The organism is Dyella dinghuensis, assembly GCF_003977615.1.
Lineage (GTDB): Bacteria > Pseudomonadota > Gammaproteobacteria > Xanthomonadales > Rhodanobacteraceae > Dyella_B > Dyella_B dinghuensis.
Map to the genome: position 1 here is coordinate 337,667 of NZ_RYZR01000002.1, position 21,749 is coordinate 359,415.

Sequence of the window (21,749 nt, forward strand, 5' to 3'; positions counted from 1 at the left end):
ATCGGTCCATGGCGGGTTGCGCTTGTATGGGTGCCGGTTTGTTAGGTGCCGGACGCGGAATTCTGTTCGTCGAACGCATCATCATCAGCGGCCAATTCGGCTTCTTCTTCGGCCGAGTTGGCGTTGGCCTTGACGTAAATCGCAGCCAGCGGTTCTTCCTGCACGATGTTGATCAAAAACTCCTTGGCCAGCTCCAGCATGGCCAGGAAGGTCACCACCACGCCAAGCCGTCCTTCGGTGACATCGAACAGGCTTTCGAAGCGGTGAAACTGGTCGTCGTCCAGACGGCTGAGCAACTCGCCCATGCGCTGGCGCACACTCAGCGCCTCGCGCTTGATGGCGTGATGCCCGAACAACTCGGCCCGATGCATCACATCCTTGAGGGCCAGCAGCATTTCCTTGAGGTCCAGCGGCGGCGGCAGCTTGATGACGTTGCGCTCGCCGGTGTCGGCCTGCACGGCTACCGTGTCGCGTTCCATGCGGGGGAGGGCTTCGATGTCCTCCGCGGCTTTCTTGAACCGCTCGTACTCCTGCAAGCGCCGCACCAACTCCGCGCGGGGGTCTTCTTCCAGGCCTTCTTCCGTCGGTGGCCTTGGCAGCAGCAGGCGCGATTTGATCTCGCCCAGGATCGCTGCCATCAACAGGTATTCGGCAGCCAGCTCCAGACGCATCACATCGCGCATCATGTCGATGTATTCCATGTATTGCCGGGTGATTTCGGCAATCGGAATATCGAGGATGTCCAGGTTCTGCCGACGGATCAGGTAAAGCAGAAGATCCAGCGGTCCCTCGAATGCTTCCAGAATGACTTCCAGGGCATCCGGCGGAATGTACAGATCCTGCGGCATCTGCAGGATGCGCTCGCCGCGCACGATTGCCAGCGGCATTTCCTGCTGCTGGGGAACCCCCGCAAACGCGTCTTGCGTTGCTTGTATAGGCTGAGACTCGTTTGGCTCAGTGCTCATCAATGCATGTCGTTGGGCCGCCCGGCATGGGCTGGCAATTCGTTCTGTTGACGATCAAAACCTATCCCGACCCTAACCGGAGGAGGTTCATGCCCGGAATGCCTGGTTGATAAGGCCATTCCCTTAAATCCGATATCCACGATGCTCAGCCAAGGCTTGCGGGTTTCCCGCTTGATCAACGTCCCGATGAAGCCGCGCTACGCGGGTTCGGTCAGGTGGGCGGTCGCTGGCGCCAGAGTCGTGACAGGGTAACGATCAGGCAGGAACCAAGCGTGACGCCGCCGGCGTCGCCCGCGATTCGTAAAGTCGGCTGAATGCATCGGGTGGAAGCCACCCCGACCGGGGCTCCCGGCGGGTATCCATGTGTGGTTCCACACGCGGGTTACAGATTAGCGGCAGTACGACGGCATGTCCAGCAAGGGCTTCAGCTCCCGTAGGGGTTTGTTTGCTGCGCCGATGCTGCATTCATGCGCCGCGCGGCAACTTGTGACCTACTACGTCTATCGACCTGCCCGGCGATTCTTTGAAATACACGTCATTTCTGCGTGAAACGTAGTTGTAGCAGTGGCATGTGCCTTGCTTCATGATACGCAGCTAACCGGGGTATCGGCAGGTGTGCCGGTATGGGAAAACAGTGTCACCTTTGCCGATGGAAGGCATCTGGCATCGTTGCGATACAGGGGCAGGCGTGTGGTGGCAACACCGCGCGGGAGGGAGATGAAAGGCATGACGACAATGGGTGGTGACGCCATGGACGGTTCCGATAGCGAGCATTTGCGCCCCGCGCGCATGCGCATCAAAACCACGGTGTTGATGAGTCACGGAGACGAGTCGCATCCCACAGACCTGATCGACATTTCTGCGACGGGCGTATTGCTGCGCCGTCCGCGAAACTGGGGCGGTCAGGCGGGCGAGAGCTGGGTGCTGGACATGATCTTCGGTCATGACCTGCACATTCACCTGGAAGCGAAAGTCGCGCGCCTGTCGGAGAAGCACATTGGTTTCGCGTACACGATGATCCCGGAAGACAAGCAGGTGCCGCTCTGGAATCTGCTGGGCGGCTACGCGGATATCCTCGAGATGTGGCACGACGAAGAGCCGCCGCACAAATAAGCGCCATCGTCGTCGCATAAAAAAACACCCCGTCAGAAGCGGGGTGTTTTTGTTTCAGTCTTCAGGAAGCACGCTTCAATGTGCCGCAACGGCCTTCTTCTCGTCGCGCAATTCGCGGCGCAGGATCTTGCCCACGTTGCTTTTGGGCAACGCATCGCGGAATTCGATGACCTTCGGGCGCTTGTACCCCGTCAGGTTTTCGCGGCAGTACTCCTTGAGCTTTTCTTCCGTGAGCGCCGGATCTTTCCTCACCACGAAGATTTTCACTACTTCGCCCGAGTGCTCATCGGGAATACCGATGGCAGCCACTTCGGCAACGCCAGGGCACTTCATGACGATATCTTCGATTTCATTCGGATAAACGTTGAAACCGGATACCAGAATCATGTCTTTCTTGCGGTCGACGATGTAGACGAAACCCGAATCGTCGATGCGGCCGATGTCGCCAGTGCGCAGCCAGCCATCGGGGCTCAGCACCTTGGCCGTCTCGCCGGGCTGGTTCCAGTAGCCCTTCATGACCTGTGGGCCCTGGATGCAGATTTCACCGACTTCGCCGAGAGCCAGCTGTTTGCCGTCTTCGTCCTGGATGCTGATGGACGTGGACGGAATTGGCAGGCCGATCGAACCGTTGAAGCGCGCGCCATCCACCATGGGATTGATCGTGGCGACGGGCGAGCTTTCGGTCATGCCATAGCCTTCGATCAGCGCACAACCGGTGAGTTTTTCCCACCGCTCGGCCACCGCACGCTGCACAGCCATACCGCCGCCGAAACTCATGCGCAGCGGCGAGAAATCGATCTCGTCGAAGCCTGGCGTGTTCAACAATCCGTTGAACAGCGTATTGACGCCGGTGATGGCGGTGAAGCGAATCGACTTCAGCTCCTTCACGAACGCCGGCATGTCGCGCGGATTGGTGATCAGTACGCTACGTCCGCCGAAGCGCAAGAAGATGAAGCAATTACAGGTCAACGCGAAGATGTGATACAGCGGCAACGCGGTGATGATGGTTTCTTCGCCGGGCTTGATCTTCGAACCGAACCACGCGCCGGCTTGCAGCATGTTGGCGATCATGTTGCCGTGCGTAAGCATCGCGCCTTTCGCCACGCCCGTCGTGCCGCCGGTGTACTGAAGAAAAGCAACGTCGTCATGCACCACCGTGGGCTTGGGTAGTGGGTGACTCGCACCGCGGCGGAGCGCTTCCTCAAAGCGCACGGCATGCGGCAGCTGGTACGGCGGAATCATCTTCTTGACGTGCTTGACGACGAAGTTGATCACTGCGCCCTTGAGGCCGACAAGATCACCGGTGCCAGTGGTGATGATGTGCTTGACGCCGGTTTCCGCCACAACTTGCTGCAGCGTGGCGGCGAAGTTGTCGAGCACCACAATGGCCTGCGCGTCCGAATCGATAAGCTGATGTTTCAGTTCGCGTGCGGTGTAGAGCGGGTTGGTATTCACCACGATCATGCCGGCGCGCAGCGCGCCGAAGAGCGCGATCGGGTACTGCAGGACGTTAGGCATCATGATCGCAATGCGATCGCCCTTGCTGAGCTTCAGCTCACCGGTCAGATAGCCGGCGAACTGCGCGCTGAGTTTGTCGATCTCCCCGTAGGTCAGGCCCTTGCCGAAATTCGTGAACGCAACGCGCTGGCGGTAACGCTCGAACGCTTCGTCCAAGACCGCGACAACGGAGGAATATTGATTGATGTCGATCTCTTCAGGTACGCCATCCGGATAGTGACTCAGCCATGGACGCTGATTGCTCATGTTCGATTCCAAGCTCCAATGTAGACAGGCGGATGGTGACGTTGACTGGCATCAGGCAAGATGCCGACGAGGCATTGGAGCATACGCCCGCGTATAGCGGCAAGCCGCGCCGCAACGAGAACCGGACAGGCCAACCATGAAGCTGACCACCCGCATCGCCGTCCTGTTGCTCGGTGTAGTAATAGGCCTGCTTGTGTACCACCGCACGCCGGACGAGAAGCGGATTCGGCAATCCATCGACGCGGCTGTTCAGGCGACAGAGCGGGCGGACGCCTCGGCGCTGTCCGAGCAATTGACGGACGATTTCGACGGCAACAGTGGCGTCATGTCGCGGCAGGACATTGCCAATGTGTTGCGCGTGGCGCGATTGCGCGGTGAAACCTTGCACGTGGTGGTGGGGCCGGTCGATGTCGAGAAACGAGGCGAGCGATACGTTGCCGATTTCACCGTAACGCTCACCAGCGGCGGCAAAGTGTTTCCCGCTCAGCTGGGTGTGTACAAAGTGGAGGCCGCGTGGCGCAAGGATGGCCGCGACTGGCGTTGTTACGAAGCCACCTGGACGCAACAGCTTTAGATACTTCACCAAAGCAATAATTACGAGTTGTACCAAGTGAATCCCTCTCCCCCCCGGGAGACGGTGCCGGCAGGCGGGTGAGGGTGCGGGCGAAGCGTGATATTGATTTCTTGCGTGAGTCTTTGGCGTCGCGTTCCAATCGAACCCTCACCCCAACCCCTCTCCCGACGGGAGAGGGGCTTCTCGCATCATGCGGCTTTCTTGCCGGCCAGCTGACGCAGCACGTACTGCAAAATGCCGCCATGACGGAAGAACTCGCGCTCCTTCGGCGTCAGCAACAACACCTTGACCGTGAATTTCTTCTCGCCACCATCGCCCTTGGCAACCACGGTCGCTTCCTTCGACTCACCGTCTTTGAGCCCGGTAATCTCGAACGTTTCCTTGCCCGTGAGGCCAAGCGATTTGGCGCTCTCACCATCCTTGAACTGCAACGGCAGCACGCCCATGCCGACAAGGTTGGAGCGGTGAATGCGCTCGAAGCTTTCGGCAATCACCGCTTTAACGCCCAGGAGCAGCGTGCCCTTTGCCGCCCAATCGCGCGACGAGCCGGTGCCGTATTCCTTGCCCGCAATCACGATCAGCGGCGTCTTGTCGGCTTTGTATTTCATCGCCGCATCGTAGATCGCCAACTGCTCGCCGTTCGGCACGTACAAGGTGTAACCGCCCTCCACGCCATCGAGCATCAAATTCTTGATACGGATATTGGCGAAGGTGCCGCGCACCATCACGTCGTCATTGCCGCGACGGGAGCCGTATGAATTGAAGTCCTTCGGTTCCACACCCTTGGAAATCAGGAAGCGGCCTGCGGGGCTGTCCTTTTTGATGGAGCCGGCTGGCGAGATGTGGTCCGTAGTGATCGAATCGCCGAACAGGCCAAGCACGCGCGCACCGTGGATGTCTTCGATCTTGCCGGTCTCCATCGTCATCCCGTCGAAGTAGGGCGGGTTCTTGATGTAGGTCGAATCGTCCCATTTGTAGACCGAGCCATCCGGCGAGGCGATCTTGTTCCAGCGGCTATCGCCCTTGAACACATCGGCATAGTTTTTCTCGAACATTTCCGGATTGATCGCACCGGCGATGATGTCGGAGATTTCCTTGTTGCTCGGCCAGATGTCTTTCAGATAGACCGGCTTGCCATCTTTGTCCTCACCGAGCGGGTCCTTTGACAGATCGACATCCAGCGAACCGGCCAACGCATACGCGACAACCAGTGGCGGCGAAGCGAGGTAGTTCATCTTCACTTCGGGATGCACGCGGCCTTCGAAATTTCGGTTGCCGGAAAGTACCGATGCCACTGCCAGATCGCCTTCGCCAACGCCTCGGCTGATTTCAGGCGCGAGCGGGCCGGAGTTGCCGATGCACGTCGTGCAGCCATAGCCCACGATGTAGAAGCCGACCTTTTCCAGCTCCTTAAGCAATCCGGTTTTTTCAAGATAGTCGGTCACCACAAGCGAACCCGGCCCAATGGATGTCTTCACCCACGGCTTCGCCTTGAGGCCTTTGGCGGCAGCCTTCTTCGCCAGCAAGCCGGCGCCGAGCATTACTGCGGGATTGGATGTGTTGGTGCACGAAGTGATCGCCGCGATCACGACTGCGCCATCGCCAAGCAGGAAACTCTCGCCATCCTTGTCCACGCGCACGCCGGTGCTGAAGATATTGTTGGCGAGATTGCCGACGGCGGATCCGCCACCTTCGTTCTGGAAGCTCGCGGCATCGTTGTTGGATTTGCGATTGGACGTCAGCGCACCGATGGCTTCGTGGTAACTCTTCTTCACGTCCTGCAGCAGCACACGATCCTGTGGGCGCTTCGGGCCCGCGAGCGACGGCTTCACATCGGCAAGGTTGAGTTCCAGCGTCGTTGTGAATTCGGCCGGTGGCGTGTTCTCGTCATGCCACAGGCCCTGCGCCTGTGCATAGGCTTTCACCAGCGCGATGTGATCGTCCTTGCGGCCCGACAAGTGCAAGTAATTCAACGCTTCCTGATCGACCGGAAAAATGCCGCACGTCGCGCCGTATTCGGGCGCCATATTGCCAATGGTCGCGCGATCGGCCAGCGGCAGATGTTTCAGGCCGTCGCCAAAGAATTCGACGAACTTGCCCACCACGCCGAGCTTGCGCAGCATCTGCGTGACGGTAAGTACCAGATCGGTCGCCGTCACACCTTCTGATAACTTGCCGGTGAGTTTGAAACCCACCACCTGCGGAATCAGCATGGACGAAGGCTGCCCCAGCATCGCCGCTTCCGCTTCGATACCACCCACGCCCCAGCCGAGCACGCCGATGCCATTGATCATGGTGGTGTGCGAGTCGGTGCCGAACACGGTGTCGGGGTACAGCCACTGCTCGCCATCCACTTCCTTGGCAAACACGACGCGCGCCAGATGCTCCAGGTTCACCTGATGCACAATGCCCGTACGCGGCGGCACGACCTTGAAGTTGTTGAACGCCTTCTGACCCCAGCGCAGGAATGAGTAGCGTTCCTGATTGCGATGGAATTCGATCTCGACATTCTTCTCAAGCGCATCTTCCGAACCGTACACGTCGACTTGCACCGAGTGGTCAATGACCAGTTCGGCGGGCGCAAGGGGGTTGATCTGTTTTGCATCGCCACCGAGCTTCACCACCGCATCGCGCATGGCGGCCAGATCGACCACGCACGGCACGCCGGTGAAATCCTGCAGCACCACGCGCGCAGGCATGAAAGAAATTTCGGTATCCGGCTCCGCCTTGGGGTTCCATTTCGCGACCGCTTCGATTTCCTTCTTGGTGACGTTGGTCCCATCCTCGTGTCGCAACAGGTTTTCCAGCAGGATCTTCATCGAATAGGGCAGGCGCTTGATGTCGAAGCGCTCGCCGAGCTTGGTCAGACTGGCGATTTGATACGAGCTGCCGTTGACCTTCAGGGTGTCGCGGGTGGCGAATGAGTCCAGCATGGGGATAGCTCCTGTTGCTTGAAGTCTGGCGGATACGCGGGGCGTAAGCAGGGGAATGCTAGAGCAGTAAACGTTAGGGGAATTGCAAGAAGACCCTTGTGACGTTGGGCATACCGCAAAGTTTGGGACAACCGGGCGGGGGCGCAAGTCACTTTCGGGGCATTTCGCTACGAGCACATTGCAAGATTTCGAACGCAGGCGGAAACGCCTTGTTGGATTGCGGCGCCCGTGCCGCAACTGGCAAAATATGCAGCTGAAATAACGCCCGAAACGGCATAAGGACACGCCCTCCGGCGCGTCTGGCCCAGGCAGCGGCCATGCCGAAACGAATCGACGGGACGTATCCGCTTTATCGGCGGAGGCTTCCGTTTTGCCAGCCAAAGGACGAGATCACATGCTCAACGCCTACCGCCAACATGTCGCCGAGCGCGCTGCGCTGGGTATTCCCCCGCTGCCGCTGTCGGCCCCGCAGACCGCCGATCTGGTTGAATTGCTGAAGAATCCGCCGGCTGGCGAAGAGGCTGCTCTTGAAAGGCATTTCCTCGTCGATCTGATCACGTATCGCGTGCCCGCCGGTGTCGACGATGCGGCAAAGGTCAAGGCGTCGTATCTCGCCGCCGTCGCGTTCGGTACCGAGAAGTGCGCGCTGATCACGCGCGAGAAGGCGACTGAACTGCTCGGCACCATGCTGGGCGGTTACAACATCCATCCGCTGATTGAGCTGCTCGACGATGCGCAGGTCGGCGTCATTGCCGCCGATGCGTTGAAGAAAACGTTGCTGATGTTCGACTCTTTCCACGACGTGAAAGAGAAAGCCGACAAAGGCAACGCCAACGCGAAGGCCGTGCTGCAAAGCTGGGCCGATGCCGAATGGTTCACCAGCCGTCCGGAAGTGCCGCAGAGCCTCACCGTCACCGTGTTCAAGGTGCCGGGCGAAACCAACACCGACGATCTGTCTCCGGCGCCCGACGCCACCACGCGCCCGGACATTCCGCTGCACGCCTTGGCCATGCTGAAGAACAAGCGCGACGGCGCGCCGTTCCAGCCGGAAGAAGACGGCAAGCGCGGCCCGATCCAGCAGATTCTCGATCTGAAGAACGCCGGTCACCTCGTTGCCTATGTGGGCGACGTCGTCGGCACCGGCTCCAGCCGCAAGTCCGCCACCAACTCCGTGCTGTGGTGGACGGGCGAAGATATTCCGTTCATTCCGAACAAGCGCTTCGGCGGCGTCTGTCTGGGCAGCAAGATCGCGCCGATCTTCTACAACACGATGGAGGATGCCGGTGCGCTGCCGATCGAACTCGACGTTTCCGCGATGGAAATGGGCGACGTGATCGAATTGCGCCCATACGAAGGCAAGGCACTGAAGAACGGCAAGGTCGTCGCCGAATTCCAGGTGAAGTCCGACGTGCTGTTCGACGAAGTGCGTGCCGGTGGCCGCATTCCGTTGATCATCGGCCGTGGTCTGACGGGCAAGGCGCGTGAAGCGCTCGGTTTGCCGCCGTCGAATCTGTTCCGCCTGCCGCAGAGTCCGGCCGATACCGGCAAGGGCTACACACTGGCGCAGAAGATGGTCGGCCGCGCATGCGGTCTGCCGGAAGGCAAGGGCGTTCGCCCGGGCACGTATTGCGAACCGAAGATGACGTCGGTGGGTTCGCAGGATACGACTGGCCCGATGACGCGCGATGAGCTGAAGGATCTCGCATGCCTTGGCTTTTCCGCCGATCTCGTCATGCAGTCGTTCTGCCACACCGCTGCTTATCCGAAGCCGGTGGACGTGAAGACGCATCACGATTTGCCTGCGTTTATCTCTACGCGCGGCGGTATCAGCCTGCGCCCGGGTGACGGCGTGATCCACTCGTGGCTTAACCGCATGCTGCTGCCCGATACCGTCGGTACCGGCGGCGATAGCCATACGCGTTTCCCGATCGGCATTTCGTTCCCGGCCGGTTCCGGTCTGGTGGCGTTTGCCGCTGCTACGGGTGTGATGCCGCTGGATATGCCCGAGTCGGTGCTGGTTCGCTTCAAGGGCGAATTGCAGCCGGGCGTCACGCTGCGCGATCTCGTCAATGCGATTCCGCTCTACGCGATCAAGCAGGATCTGCTCACCGTTGCGAAGCAAGGCAAGAAGAACATCTTCTCCGGCCGCATTCTGGAAATCGAAGGCTTGCCGAATCTGAAGGTGGAGCAGGCATTCGAACTTTCCGATGCGTCTGCGGAACGCTCGGCGGCCGGTTGCACCGTGCATCTCAACAAGGAACCGATCATCGAGTACCTCAACTCGAACATCACCTTGCTGAAATACATGATCGCGCAGGGCTATCAGGATGCACGCAGCCTGCATCGCCGCATCAAGGCGATGGAAGCATGGCTCGCCAGCCCGCAATTGATGGAGCGCGATGCGGATGCCGAATACGCCGCCGTGATCGAGATCGATCTGGCCGACGTGCATGAGCCGATCGTGGCCTGCCCGAACGATCCGGACGACGTGAAGACGCTGTCAGACGTCGCCGGTGCGGCGATCGACGAAGTGTTCATCGGTTCGTGCATGACCAACATCGGTCACTTCCGCGCCGCGTCGAAACTGCTGGAAGGCAAGCGCGATATCCCGACGCGCCTGTGGGTGGCTCCGCCGACCAAGATGGACCAGAAGCAGCTTACCGAGGAAGGTCATTACGGCGTACTCGGTACGGCCGGTGCGCGGATGGAAATGCCGGGCTGCTCGCTGTGCATGGGCAACCAGGCGCAGGCGCGCGAAGGTGCGACGGTGTTCTCGACCTCGACCCGCAACTTCCCGAACCGTCTGGGCAAGAACACCAACGTGTACCTGGGTTCGGCCGAACTGGCTGCCATCTGCTCGCGTCTTGGCCGCATTCCGAGCAAGCAGGAGTACATGACCGACATCGGCGTGATCAATGCCAATGGCGACAAGATTTATCAGTACATGAACTTCGACAAGATCCAGGACTTCAAGCAAGTCGCCGATACCGTCGAAGCATAAGCACGCGCCTTTTCCCCTCTCCCGTTGGGAGAGGGGTAGAGGTGAGGGTTCGGGCGAAGCGCGATGTTGAGTTCTCACGCAAGCTTGTGTTGGTACGCTCCGATCGTACCCTCACCCCAAACCCCGCTCCCAATGGGAGAGGGGCTTAAAAAACGAAGCCCGGCCTTGTGCCGGGCTTCGTCGTTTATGCTTGGCGAAAGCGGCAATGGCAGGCACACGGATGATTTCCACCCACTTATCGGTAGTTTCGCTACGCGACCTGATTTTGGTGCAGGCCGTGCGCCGGTATGGGAGCTTCAACAGTGCGGCGCGGGCGATGCATATCAGTCCGTCGGGTTTGTCGCATCAAGTGCAGAAAGTGGAGCAGGCGCTCGGCGCACCTTTGTTCGAGCGCGGCGGCCGCCGCGTTGTACCGACGGCGGGCGGTCAGCGTTTGCTGGAACAGATCGATGCCGTGCTGCTGGCTGCCGAACATCTGCAGCAAGCGGCGCGTGCCGGCGAAACGGCGTTTGGCGGCGAGTTGCGATTAGGCGTGCTCGCGACGTTGGGCCCTTATCTCTTGCCTCATCTCATTGCACCGTTCCCGCAGCATTTTCCCGGTGCGAAGCTGAGTCTTTCCGAAGGAAAGCCACGCGGCTTGTTGCGCCGTCTGCAGGAAGGCGAGCTCGATGCGGTGCTCGCACCGCCAACGACTGCAGTCAGCGGCATCGCCGTGCGCCCGTTGTTCTTTGAACCTTGGGAAGTCATGTTGCGTGCAGATCATCCACTCGCCGGTAAACGCACGATTTCGCTGGATCAGCTCGACGATGGCGAAGCCATTCTCATGGCGGAAAGTCACGCCGATGAAAAAGGCTATGTGCAGGACGTGAGTCTGGAAAGTCTCGCCGCGCTGGTGACGCTGCGCGGCGGCCACGCGTTATTTCCCGCGCTTGCGCATGACCGGCTCGCCTCGATGCCGAATATCGTGCTCGCAAAGGTCAAAGGCGAAGCAACCGGGCGCGAGATCGCGCTCTATTGGCGCGAGGCGTCACCTTGGCACGTCGAGCTGCAGGCTTTTGCCGATCTGCTGCGCCGCCTGGCACGCCAACGGCCGGGCCTGCGTGTGATCGACGTGGGAAAGTAAATCAGCGATTGTCGAGCGTGGTGCCAGTGAGCAATCCGCGCGCCAGCATGCTGCATTGACGACGATGCATCAGCAGTTGCCACTGACGGCCACCGACCTGTCGCCACAACACGGCAGAGCGCACCGCCGCCAACAACGCGGTGCGCACGCGTTCCACGAGTGCCGGTTGCTGCAACCATTGCGGATTGCCCGTCACCATCACGCGCGGGCGCAATGTCGAGAGCGTGCCCGCATAAAGTTCAGCCATGCGACTAAAGACTTGTGGTGAGTTTTGACCGAAGTGGTCTACCTGACGCTTCGCAGCCACGATGCCTTGCTGCAATTCTTCAAGCAGGTCCTTGTGGCGCCCCAAGCTACGCTCCAGGCGCATCACCGTTACAACCATGCGTGTTATCGCCATGTCGCGGCTGTTCTCGTCCAGTTGCGCGATCAGCGTGCGCAGGCCCAGGCGGACGCCGGAGACGCTGCCGTACACGCCTACGACCGATGGTGAGTCGATGCGAAACACGCTCGCCATGCTGGCGTCGAGCGCCAACTCATCGCAGCGCCCTTCGTTGGCAAGCTGATGGGCCAGGGCGGATGCCTGGAACAATCCGGCGAGTGCCAGAACGCGTTCTTCATTGATCGCAAAAGCTTCAAACACGTGCTGTCACTCTAGTTGCCTCGTTGTGTAAACCGCCAAAGGCGGCATCGGTCGCGGAGATCACGGCACCGCCGAGACACTCCTGTCCGTCGTAGAACACGACGGACTGTCCCGGCGTCACCGCGCGCTGCGGATCGTCAAACCGCACTTCTACCTGATCTTTGTGTAAGGAGACCACGCAAGCCTGATCGGGCTGGCGATAACGGGTCTTGGCGGTACAGCGGAATTCTGTGGCTGGCGCCTTTCCGCTGATCCACGTGGACGATTCGGCGACCAGCCGCTGCGAATGCAGCCATTGGTTCTCGCCGCCCTGCGCAACATACAGCACGTTAGTGGCGACATCCTTCCCCACCACGTACCACGGTTCGCCGCCTGCGTCCGTACGACCGCCGATGCCGAGCCCGTTGCGCTGGCCCAGCGTGTAATACATCACGCCCTGATGCTCACCGATCAAACGGCCATCGGGACTGCGCATGTCGCCCGGCCGGGCAGGGATGTACTGCGACAGAAATTCCCGGAAATCGCGCTCACCGATGAAGCAGATGCCGGTGGAATCTTTTTTCGCATGCGTCGGCAATGCTGCGTCACGCGCGATCTCGCGCACGCGTGTTTTTTCGATTTCGCCGACCGGAAACAGCGTGGATGCAAGCTGCTGCTGACCGATCGCGTGCAGGAAATAGGTTTGATCCTTGCTCGTGTCGACAGCACGAAGCAGGCGGAAGCGTCCATCGAACTCGTCCACGCGCGCGTAATGACCGGTGGCGATTTTCTCCGCACCCAGCGCGCGGGCTTCATCCAGAAATGTCTTGAACTTGATCTCGCGATTGCACAGCACATCCGGATTAGGCGTGCGGCCAGCGCGATATTCGGCGAGGAAGTGCTCGAACACACCATCCCAGTACTCAGCCGCGAAGTTGCGGGAGTAGAACGGAATGCCCAGCCGGCCGCAGACGGCCACGGCATCTTTGCGGTCCGTGTCGGTCGTGCAGGGGCCGCTGCGGTCGTCCTCCTCCCAGTTCTGCATGAACAGGCCTTCGACCTCATGACCGGCCTGCTGCAGGAGCAGGGCGGCGACCGAGGAGTCGACGCCCCCGGAAACGCCCAGCATCACTTTCATGGCACGCCGCCGTCCGGCATCAGGTTGCCGACGATCGACAGCGGCAGCCGTTGGCCGGCCAGCCAGTCGTCGATGCTCATCAGCACCATGGGGCTGCGCAGGCGCTCGCCCAGGTCCGCAATCTCGCGGCGAGTGAGCCAGAGCGCCCGGCGAACGCCCGAATCCAGCGGTTGGCCCGGATCGTGGCTGACCGGATTCGCGGCGTAGGTAAAGCGGACCACCACGTCGCCATGTTCGCTGCTGCGCCACTGGTGCACGCCCACCAGGTGGGTCAGGGCCACCGTCCAGCCGGTCTCCTCGCGCGTTTCGCGCACGGCGGCATGTTCCAGGCTTTCCAGGTCATCCAGGTGCCCGGCTGGCTGGTTGTAGGCGAGGCGGCCGCTGACCTCCTCTTCAACCATGAGGTAACGGTCGCCGTCGGCGACCACACACGCCACGGTGACGTGCGGGCGCCAAACATCATTCTTGGAGTCGGAAGCTTTTGTCATGAAACGATCACGGCCCGGGGTTGGGCACTGGAAATGGCGGTATTGTGCCATTACCTCAAGCGCAGCCGCCCGAGAGCCGAATCTGCCTCGGCGTATAATCAAGTTGAACGAGCGCGAAACGGAACGCATGGCGAACGAAAACGAACAAGAACAGCACGGCGGTGGACATGGTCTAACCGTCGAAGTATCCAAGCCTGAAGTGGCACGGCCGCCGCTATTTCAGGTTTTGTTGCTAAATGACGATTTCACACCTATGGACTTCGTGGTCGAGGTATTGCGTAGTTTCTTCGGCATGGACCAGGAGAAAGCCGTACAGATCATGTTGCACGTACATACCCGCGGTAAGGGCGTGTGCGGGGTGTTTACCCGGGAAGTGGCCGAGACAAAGGTCACCCAGGTAAACGAATATTCACGTGCCCACCAGCATCCTCTGTTATGCACGATGGAAAAGGTTTGAAGAGTCTGCTAAACGCTATATCGCAAGGAGATATTGATCAGACTTTTTTGGCCCCCATCTTGCATTCAACGCGGTAAGCCGCCCAACAATTGCAGTGGAGTAGGTCCGGATGTTCAGCAAGGATCTCGAAGTCACCATAGGCCAGTGCTACAAGCAGGCCCGAGAACAACGCCATGAGTTCATGACGGTCGAGCATTTGTTGCTCGCCCTCACCGAGAACCAGTCGGCGCTTGGAGCCCTGCGAGCCTGCGGAGCGGATCTTCCGCGTCTGACGCATGAGCTGGAAAAAATCATCGCCGAAACCGTGCCGGTACTTCCGCACGGCGACGAGCGCGATACCCAGCCAACTCTAGGTTTCCAGCGCGTGCTTCAACGCGCCGTGTATCACGTACAGTCTTCCGGTCGCAAAGAAGTGACGGGCGCGAACGTGCTTGTCGCGATCTTCGGCGAAAAGGATTCACACGCCGTGTATTTCCTGCATCAGCAGGAGATCACGCGCCTGGACGTGGTCAATTACATCTCCCATGGCATCGCCAAGATCGGCGATGAACCTTCGTCTGGCATTTCCGGCGGCGACCGCGAGTCGGAAGAGAGCGGCGAAGGCAAGGGCAATCCGCTCAGCGAATACGCCTCCAACCTCAACGAACTCGCCCTCGAGGGCAAGATCGATCCGCTGATCGGCCGCCAGGACGAAATCGAACGCACCATCCAGGTGCTCTGCCGCCGTCGCAAGAACAATCCGCTCTATGTCGGTGAAGCAGGCGTCGGTAAAACGGCGCTGGCTGAAGGCTTGGCGAAGCGCATTGTTGACGGTGAAGTGCCTGAAGTGCTGGAAAACGCGACGATCTGGGCGCTCGATCTGGGTGCGCTGGTCGCCGGTACCAAATATCGCGGCGACTTCGAGAAGCGCCTCAAAGCAGTGATCGGGCAGCTGAAGAAGCAGCCTGGCGCGATTCTGTTTATCGACGAGATCCACACCATCATCGGTGCGGGTTCTGCATCGGGCGGCACAATGGATGCCAGCAACCTCATCAAGCCGATGCTCGCATCGGGTGAGTTGCGCTGCATCGGCTCCACCACGTTCCAGGAATTCCGCGGCATCTTCGAGAAGGATCGCGCGCTGGCTCGCCGCTTCCAGAAGATCGACGTCGTCGAGCCGACCGTGGCCGAGAGTTTCGAGATTCTCAAAGGCCTGAAGTCGCGCTTCGAAGAGCATCACAGTGTCATCTACACATCCGAAGCCTTGAAGGCTGCGGTGGATCTGTCGGTGAAGCACATTCCCGATCGTCTGCTGCCCGACAAGGCTATCGACGTGATCGACGAAGCGGGCGCGCGTCAGCGTCTGCTGCCTGTCGATCAGCGCACCGGCAAGGTCGACGTGCCGGAAGTGGAATACATCGTCGCCAAGATGGCGCGTATTCCGGCCAAGCAGGTGTCGGCGTCGGACCGCGATGTGCTCAAGAATCTGGAGCGCAACCTCAAGATGGTGGTGTTCGGTCAGGACGCGGCCATCGAGGCGCTCGCGGCGTCGATCAAGATGGCGCGTTCGGGTCTTGCCGATCCGTCCAAGCCGATCGGCTGCTTCCTGCTTGCCGGCCCCACGGGCGTGGGCAAGACGGAAGTCACCAAGCAGCTTGGGATGCAGCTGGGTATCGAGATGATTCGCTTCGACATGTCCGAGTACATGGAAGCGCATTCGGTCTCGCGTCTGGTTGGCGCACCTCCGGGCTATGTCGGTTTCGATCAGGGTGGGCTGCTGACGGAAGCGGTCACCAAGCATCCGCATGCGGTACTGCTGCTGGATGAAATCGAAAAAGCGCACCCGGATGTGTTCAACATCCTGCTGCAGGTGATGGATCGCGGTGTGCTTACCGATACCAATGGCCGCGAAGCCAACTTCAAGAACGTGGTGGTAGTGATGACTACCAACGCGGGCGCGCAGCAGGCATCGCGTCGCGGTATCGGCTTCGTGAAGCAGAATCATCAGATGGACGCGATGGAAGTGATCCGCCGTTCCTTCACACCGGAGTTTCGCAACCGTCTGGACGCAATCATCCAGTTCAACGCGCTGGACTTCGACCACATTCTCCGCGTGGTGGACAAGTTCCTGATCGAGCTGGAATCGCAGCTCAGCGAGAAGCATGTGGCGCTGGATGTCCACGCCGATGCTCGCCGCTGGCTGGCCGAGCATGGTTTCGATCCGCAGATGGGTGCGCGTCCCATGGCTCGCGTCATCCAGGAGAAGGTGAAGCGTGTGCTGGCCGACGAGTTGCTGTTCGGCAAGCTGGCCGATGGTGGCAAGGTCATGCTGACCGTCCGCGAAGGCGAGCTGCAGGTCGATACCGAGGCTGCCGAGCCGGTGCCGGCGGCGGTCTCCTGAGCTCGCCAGGGAGTGAGCAAACAAAAAGCCGCGCTTGAAGCGCGGCTTTTTTCATACCTTACACGCGAGGCAATTTACTTCATGCGGTAGGTGATGCGGCCCTTGGTCAGGTCGTAAGGCGTCATCTCCACCTTGACCTTGTCGCCGGTGAGAATACGGATGTAGTGCTTGCGCATGCGGCCCGAAATATGGGCAATCACAATGTGGCCGTTTTCCAGCTGCACGCGAAACATGGTGTTAGGCAGGGTCTCGACCACCGTGCCTTCCATTTCAATGACGTCGTCTTTGGCCATGCGATCCGGGTTAGCGCGCAAGCCACCATGGCCGCGTAAGCCCTCGATTATGCCACGGATTGGGGTGGGGTCAAAGAAAAGTTAAGCGAAGTGCTCGTCCAGCTTGCGTCGAATTTCCTGTTCGATCATGCCCTTGAGCGGGGAAAACAGCATTCCGAGCTGGGCTGTGACGTGAATTTCATCGGGTCCCACGGCGATCTTTCCGCTGATTCCCGGCCGTTCGAAGGCCAGCGTCTCGTTCTGCCACTCTGTCTTCACCTCGAACTTTTCGCGCATGCGCGCGGCGACCCGATCGATCAGGGCATGTGCCTGGTCATGGGAAAGTTGATGAGGGCGGCGGATATCGATGCTCGGCATGGTCGAACTCGTGCGGCGGGCTGAACATGATAAAGCCTTACTGCTGCCGATAGTTCCTGCGCTCTGTTAGAGTCGCGCCGTCACGTCGTCGGTCACTACATGCGCATCGAGTTTCCCCAATCCAGCCGCGCGGGTTTCCCATGGAACCAGGCGCAGTTGCGCGTTGGAAGCGAGCCCGATAACGACTTGGTACTCGCTGCGGGACAGGCTGCTGCCCATCACCTTCGCATCGCGATCGATCGTCGCGGTTGGGTGCTTGAAGTATTGCCAGATGCTACGCGCGTCTACGTCAACGCACGGCCCGTGCGTGAGCGAGCGATTCTGCGTCCGGGCGACATGCTCAGCGTTGGCGATTGCCGCATGTTGCTGTGCGCGGACGAGGCGCCAGAAGGCCGCTCGTCTCCGGAAATGCCTGAGCAGGAGCGTTGCACGGTCGCGTTGCGTGCGGTCGCTGGCCCGCTTTCGGGGCATGTGCTGTCGATTGCCGATCGTCTCGAACTGGGTCCTCACGGGCGCATGCCGCTTGATTTACCGCAAGGTGAGACGGCGACACTCGCCATCGTCTGGCGCGATGGAAAACTCTGCCTGGAAACCGATCAAACGATCGATGCGCGTTATCCGGCGCGCGTCAACGGAACGGTGGTGCAGCAAACGGTGCTGTTACCTGGCGATCAGATCGGCATCGGCATCCACCGTTTCCTCATCGATGCCCCGGGACTCGAACCCGAGCCCGAATTCGTTATGCCAGAACCGCCACCCGAGCCGTTGCCGGAAGATGCTGCCGGTCCGCGCGGCGAAGTATGGTGGCTGATTGCCACGGCTGCTGTGCTGGCGCTGGGTATTGCCGTGCTCCTGTTCGTGCATTTCTGACAAATACGAGGCAATCGTTTTGCATCCCGTTGACGATGTGTTGCTGCGGCGCGGCATAATGCATCGGTCATCCAAGATGGGAAGCGGCGCGTGAGCAGGGTATGGAATTTCAGCGCAGGTCCGGCGGCACTTCCGTTGCCGGTGCTTGAACGTGCGCAGCGCGAGCTGCTCGACTGGAACGGCAGCGGTGCCTCGGTGATGGAGCAATCGCATCGCGGCAAGCGATTTATCGCGATGGCCGCGCAAGTCGAAGCGGATTTGCGCGAGCTGATGAACATTCCATCCGATTACGCCGTGCTGTTCGAGCAGGGCGGGGCGACGCAGCACTTCGCACAAATACCCATGAATCTTGCGGGCGAGGGCGACACCGCCGATTACATCGTCACCGGGCACTGGAGTGAAAAAGCCGCAAGCGAAGCCGCAACGTATGTGGGCGTGAACATCGCCGCCAACAGCAAATCCGAAAACTATCTGCGCATGCCGCCGCGCGAGTGGTGGAAGCTGAATCCCGGCGCGGCTTATGTGCATATCGCTACAAATGAAACCATCCACGGCGTGGAGTTTCAGGACGCGCCCGATGTCGGCAGCGTCCCGCTGGTCGCGGACATGTCGTCCGACATTCTTTCTTGTCCTATCGATGTCAGCCGCTTTGGTTTGATTTACGCCGGCGCGCAGAAAAATATCGGGCCGTCCGGCTTGGTGCTGATCATCATCCGCCGAGACTTACTTGAACGGCCCGTTCGGCCAATGGCTCGCATCTTTCGTTACGCCGAACACGCGGCGAACGATTCCATGCTCAACACACCCAATACGTGGGGTTGGTATCTCGCCGGCCTCACGTTCGAATGGTTGAAGGAGCGTGGCGGCTTGAGCGCCATGGCTGAGGAAAACCGCAAGAAATCCAGCGCGCTGTATGCGGCTATCGATAACTCCGGCGGCTTCTACAGTAATCCCATCGATACTCCCGTACGTTCGCGTATGAATGTGCCGTTTACACTGCATGACAGCGCTCTCGATGCCGCGTTTTTGCAGGAATCGGAAGCCGCCGGCCTGATGGCATTGAAAGGGCACAAGGCAATCGGTGGCATGCGGGCCTCGCTCTACAACGCCGTACCTTACGAAGCCGTCGAAGCGCTTATTGCATTCATGCGCGACTTTTCCCAGCGACACGGCTGACCCGCAACTCCCGCCAGATACGGACTTTCTGGCCGATTTCAGGCACTATGCCGTTTGAAATCAGACTTCTTTACGCTTGGACATCCAAATCATGAACGACCCCAAGTCATCGCTGACGCAGGTGCGTGACCGCATCGACAGCATCGACCGGCAGATCCAGGAACTGATCTCCGAACGCGCCAACTGGGCACGCGAAGTGGCCCGCGTGAAAGGCGAGGGGCTTTCAGCCATCGATTACTATCGACCCGAGCGCGAAGCACATGTGCTTCGCATGGTGGTCGACCGCAACCACGGTCCGCTTTCGGATACGGAAATGGTGCGATTGTTCCGCGAAATCATGTCGTCCTGTCTCGCGCAAGAAGATCCACTCAAGGTCGGTTACCTCGGTCCGGAAGGCACGTTCAGCGAGCAGGCCGTGCGCAAGCACTTCGGTCATGCCGCTTATGGCTTGCCTCTTGGCAGCATCGAAGAAGTGTTTCAGGAAGTCGCTGCAGGTCACGCCGACTTTGGCGTCGTGCCGGTGGAAAATTCCGGACAAGGCATGATCCAGATCACGCTGGATTTGTTCCTTACCTCCGAAGCGCGCATCTGCGGCGAAGTAGAGCTGCGCGTCCATCAATGCCTGCTATCGCAGCGCGAATCGCTGGAAGGCATCAAGCGCGTCTATGGTCACGCGCAATCGCTGCAACAGTGCAAGACATGGCTGCGCGTCAATTTGCCGAGTGCCGAATGCATTGCGGTAAGCAGCAATGCGGAAGGTGCACGTCTGGCGCGTCATACCGATGATGCCGCCGCTATTGCAGGCGCCGCTGCCGGAAAGGTCTACGGCCTTAAGACTGTGGCTGATGCGATTGAAGATCGCGCCGATAATACGACGCGCTTTCTCGTCATCGGGCGCTCGCTGTTCCCGCCTTCGGGCAACGATCGCACATCGTTGCTGATCACCGTGAACGACAAACCTGGCGCGCTTTACGATGTGTTGAGTCCCTTTGCCAAACGCAATGTCAGCATGAACCGCATCGAATCGCGCCCTGCGCACACCGGTAAGTGGCAGTACGCGTTCTTTATCGATGTCTCCGGCCATATCGACGATGAGTCGCTGCAGGCCGCGCTGAAAGACATGGGGCCTGTCGCAGAGCAAGTGCGTGTTCTCGGTTCCTACCCGGTAGCTTTGCCGTGAGCGGTGTGCAACGTTTGGATTGGATCAGCCACCCCGCCGGTGCGCTTCATGGCGATGTCGTCGTGCCGGGCGACAAGTCGGTGTCCCATCGTTCGATGATGCTGTCGGCTATCGCCGAAGGCACGTCGCACATCCGCGGATTTCTTGAAGGCGAAGACACTCGCGCAACGGCTGCCGTGCTCGCGCAGTTAGGCGTTTCCATCGAATCGCCCTCGGCCGGTGAACGCGTGGTACGTGGTGTCGGTTTGCATGGCTTGCGCGGCTCTTCCAAGCCGCTCGATTGTGGCAACGCGGGAACGGGCATGCGCTTGCTTACCGGCTTGCTTGCAGGTCAGGCATTTGACAGCACCCTGATTGGCGACGAATCGCTATCCAAGCGTCCGATGCGCCGCGTTACCGATCCGCTGACCAAGATGGGCGCGCAGATCGACACGCTCGATGGCTTGCCACCGCTGCACGTCCATGGCGGCAAGACATTGCATGGCATCCGCTATGAATTGCCAGTGGCCAGCGCGCAGATCAAATCGGCGTTGCTGCTCGCGGGCTTGTACGCAAAAGGCATTACCGAAGTCATCGAGCCTCATCCCACTCGCGATTACACCGAACGCATGCTCGCGGCATTTGGCTGGCCGATCGAGTTTTCACCCGGACGTGCGAAGCTGGAAGGCGGTCATCGTCTGAAGGCGACAGGCGTAGTGGTGCCGGCCGACTTTTCCTCGGCGGCATTTTTTCTGGTCGCAGCTAGCATCGTTCCCGGCTCGATCGTGCGTCTGCCCGCAGTCGGTCTCAATCCACGGCGTACGGGATTGCTTGAGGCCCTGCGTTTGATGGGCGCCGATATCCAGATCGAAAAGCAAAGCGAGAGCGGCGGCGAGAAGGTGGGCGACATCGTCGTGCGTCACGCGCCATTGCACGGCATCGAATTGCCCGAAACGCTGGTGCCGGACATGATCGATGAATTTCCCGCGCTGTTCGTCGCAGCGGCTATCGCCAAGGGGCGCACGATCGTCCGCGGTGCAGCGGAGCTGCGCGTCAAGGAGTCCGATCGCATCGCCACGATGGCAGCAGGCCTTCGGGCGTTGGGGGTGCGTATCGAAGAAACGCCGGATGGCGCGATCATCGACGGCGGCGCGATCGAGGCCGGAGCGGTCGATAGCCACGGCGATCACCGTATCGCCATGAGCTTCGCCGCCGCTGGGTTAGTCGCCAAAGGCGAGGTGGTTATTCGCGATTGCGCCAACGTCGCGACATCCTTTCCAGGGTTCCTGGAACTGGCCAATAGCTGCGGATTTGCGTTAGGGCTGGCACCCTGACT

At 60.0% G+C, this 21,749-nt stretch carries 18 protein-coding genes; 10 read left to right on the forward strand and 8 right to left on the reverse strand.

The window, feature by feature from the left end:
• Positions 1-41 precede the first annotated feature (41 nt).
• The gene (locus tag EKH79_RS02600) at positions 42-965 is read right to left on the reverse strand and encodes a segregation and condensation protein A (RefSeq protein WP_126672224.1); all 924 of its coding nucleotides are present in this window, start codon (positions 963-965) and stop codon (positions 42-44) included.
• A gap of 726 nt (positions 966-1,691) precedes the next feature.
• Here EKH79_RS02600 and EKH79_RS02605 point away from each other — a divergent pair.
• A complete protein-coding gene (locus EKH79_RS02605; RefSeq protein WP_233590143.1) occupies positions 1,692-2,078 on the forward strand; it encodes a PilZ domain-containing protein in 387 nt (128 codons plus the stop codon).
• A 75-nt stretch (positions 2,079-2,153) separates the two neighbouring features.
• On the opposite strand, the gene EKH79_RS02610 is transcribed toward EKH79_RS02605, so the two are convergent.
• Positions 2,154-3,842 (reverse strand): long-chain-fatty-acid--CoA ligase, encoded by a 1,689-nt coding sequence (locus EKH79_RS02610; protein ID WP_126672225.1) that lies wholly within the window; start codon positions 3,840-3,842, stop codon positions 2,154-2,156.
• Between the two features lie 136 nt (positions 3,843-3,978).
• On the opposite strand from EKH79_RS02610, the gene EKH79_RS02615 reads away from it, so the two are divergent.
• Positions 3,979-4,416: a hypothetical protein gene (locus EKH79_RS02615; RefSeq protein ID WP_126672226.1), complete on the forward strand. Its 438-nt coding sequence runs from the start codon at positions 3,979-3,981 to the stop codon at positions 4,414-4,416.
• A 188-nt stretch (positions 4,417-4,604) separates the two neighbouring features.
• On the opposite strand, the gene acnA is transcribed toward EKH79_RS02615, so the two are convergent.
• The gene (gene acnA / locus EKH79_RS02620; RefSeq protein WP_126672227.1) at positions 4,605-7,349 is read right to left on the reverse strand and encodes an aconitate hydratase AcnA; all 2,745 of its coding nucleotides are present in this window, start codon (positions 7,347-7,349) and stop codon (positions 4,605-4,607) included.
• A gap of 394 nt (positions 7,350-7,743) precedes the next feature.
• Between acnA and acnB the strand changes: the two genes are divergently transcribed.
• Together acnB and EKH79_RS02630 are read left to right on the forward strand one after the other, a co-directional pair.
• Positions 7,744-10,350: a bifunctional aconitate hydratase 2/2-methylisocitrate dehydratase gene (gene acnB, locus EKH79_RS02625; protein WP_126672228.1), complete on the forward strand. Its 2,607-nt coding sequence runs from the start codon at positions 7,744-7,746 to the stop codon at positions 10,348-10,350.
• A 220-nt stretch (positions 10,351-10,570) separates the two neighbouring features.
• Positions 10,571-11,473: a LysR family transcriptional regulator gene (locus tag EKH79_RS02630; protein WP_126672229.1), complete on the forward strand. Its 903-nt coding sequence runs from the start codon at positions 10,571-10,573 to the stop codon at positions 11,471-11,473.
• 1 nt (position 11,474) lies between these two features.
• Here the strand turns inward: EKH79_RS02630 and hflD are convergent, their stop codons facing one another.
• Genes hflD through EKH79_RS02645 form a run of 3 tightly spaced genes read right to left on the reverse strand, consistent with a single transcriptional unit; the run spans position 11,475 to position 13,721 of the window.
• Complete coding sequence (hflD, locus tag EKH79_RS02635) at positions 11,475-12,098, reverse strand: high frequency lysogenization protein HflD (protein ID WP_126672354.1); 624 nt, start codon at positions 12,096-12,098, stop codon at positions 11,475-11,477.
• A gap of 10 nt (positions 12,099-12,108) precedes the next feature.
• Entirely contained in the window at positions 12,109-13,233 is a 1,125-nt protein-coding gene (gene mnmA / locus EKH79_RS02640) for a tRNA 2-thiouridine(34) synthase MnmA (RefSeq protein ID WP_126672230.1), read from the reverse strand.
• On the reverse strand, positions 13,230-13,721 hold the full coding sequence (locus tag EKH79_RS02645; RefSeq protein WP_126672231.1) for an NUDIX hydrolase: 492 nt from the start codon (positions 13,719-13,721) through the stop codon (positions 13,230-13,232). Before EKH79_RS02645 ends, mnmA begins: the two co-directional genes overlap by 4 nt.
• A 127-nt stretch (positions 13,722-13,848) precedes the next feature.
• Here EKH79_RS02645 and clpS point away from each other — a divergent pair, with 127 nt between their 5' ends.
• Both clpS and clpA read left to right on the forward strand, forming a co-directional pair.
• Positions 13,849-14,178 carry an ATP-dependent Clp protease adapter ClpS gene (gene clpS / locus EKH79_RS02650; RefSeq protein WP_126672232.1) on the forward strand — a complete coding sequence of 110 codons (330 nt, stop codon included), beginning with the start codon at positions 13,849-13,851 and terminating at the stop codon, positions 14,176-14,178.
• Positions 14,179-14,287: 109 nt separating this feature from the next.
• Positions 14,288-16,558 carry an ATP-dependent Clp protease ATP-binding subunit ClpA gene (clpA, locus tag EKH79_RS02655; RefSeq protein ID WP_126672233.1) on the forward strand — a complete coding sequence of 757 codons (2,271 nt, stop codon included), beginning with the start codon at positions 14,288-14,290 and terminating at the stop codon, positions 16,556-16,558.
• A 74-nt stretch (positions 16,559-16,632) separates the two neighbouring features.
• Here clpA and infA read toward each other — a convergent pair whose 3' ends face one another.
• Positions 16,633-16,851, reverse strand: a complete 219-nt coding sequence (gene infA, locus EKH79_RS02660) for a translation initiation factor IF-1 (RefSeq protein WP_115476254.1) — start codon at positions 16,849-16,851, stop codon at positions 16,633-16,635.
• A gap of 81 nt (positions 16,852-16,932) precedes the next feature.
• A complete protein-coding gene (locus EKH79_RS02665; RefSeq protein WP_126672234.1) occupies positions 16,933-17,208 on the reverse strand; it encodes a polyhydroxyalkanoic acid system family protein in 276 nt (91 codons plus the stop codon).
• A gap of 99 nt (positions 17,209-17,307) precedes the next feature.
• Here EKH79_RS02665 and EKH79_RS02670 point away from each other — a divergent pair, with 99 nt between their 5' ends.
• From EKH79_RS02670 to aroA, 4 genes are all read left to right on the forward strand, one after another.
• Positions 17,308-18,078 (forward strand): FHA domain-containing protein, encoded by a 771-nt coding sequence (locus EKH79_RS02670; protein ID WP_126672235.1) that lies wholly within the window; start codon positions 17,308-17,310, stop codon positions 18,076-18,078.
• A 90-nt stretch (positions 18,079-18,168) separates the two neighbouring features.
• Positions 18,169-19,254, forward strand: a complete 1,086-nt coding sequence (gene serC, locus EKH79_RS02675) for a 3-phosphoserine/phosphohydroxythreonine transaminase (protein WP_126672236.1) — start codon at positions 18,169-18,171, stop codon at positions 19,252-19,254.
• Between the two features lie 91 nt (positions 19,255-19,345).
• Positions 19,346-20,434, forward strand: a complete 1,089-nt coding sequence (pheA, locus tag EKH79_RS02680) for a prephenate dehydratase (protein WP_126672237.1) — start codon at positions 19,346-19,348, stop codon at positions 20,432-20,434.
• On the forward strand, positions 20,431-21,747 hold the full coding sequence (aroA, locus tag EKH79_RS02685) for a 3-phosphoshikimate 1-carboxyvinyltransferase (RefSeq protein WP_126672238.1): 1,317 nt from the start codon (positions 20,431-20,433) through the stop codon (positions 21,745-21,747). The genes pheA and aroA overlap by 4 nt, the downstream gene beginning before the upstream one ends.
• Positions 21,748-21,749 lie beyond the last annotated feature (2 nt).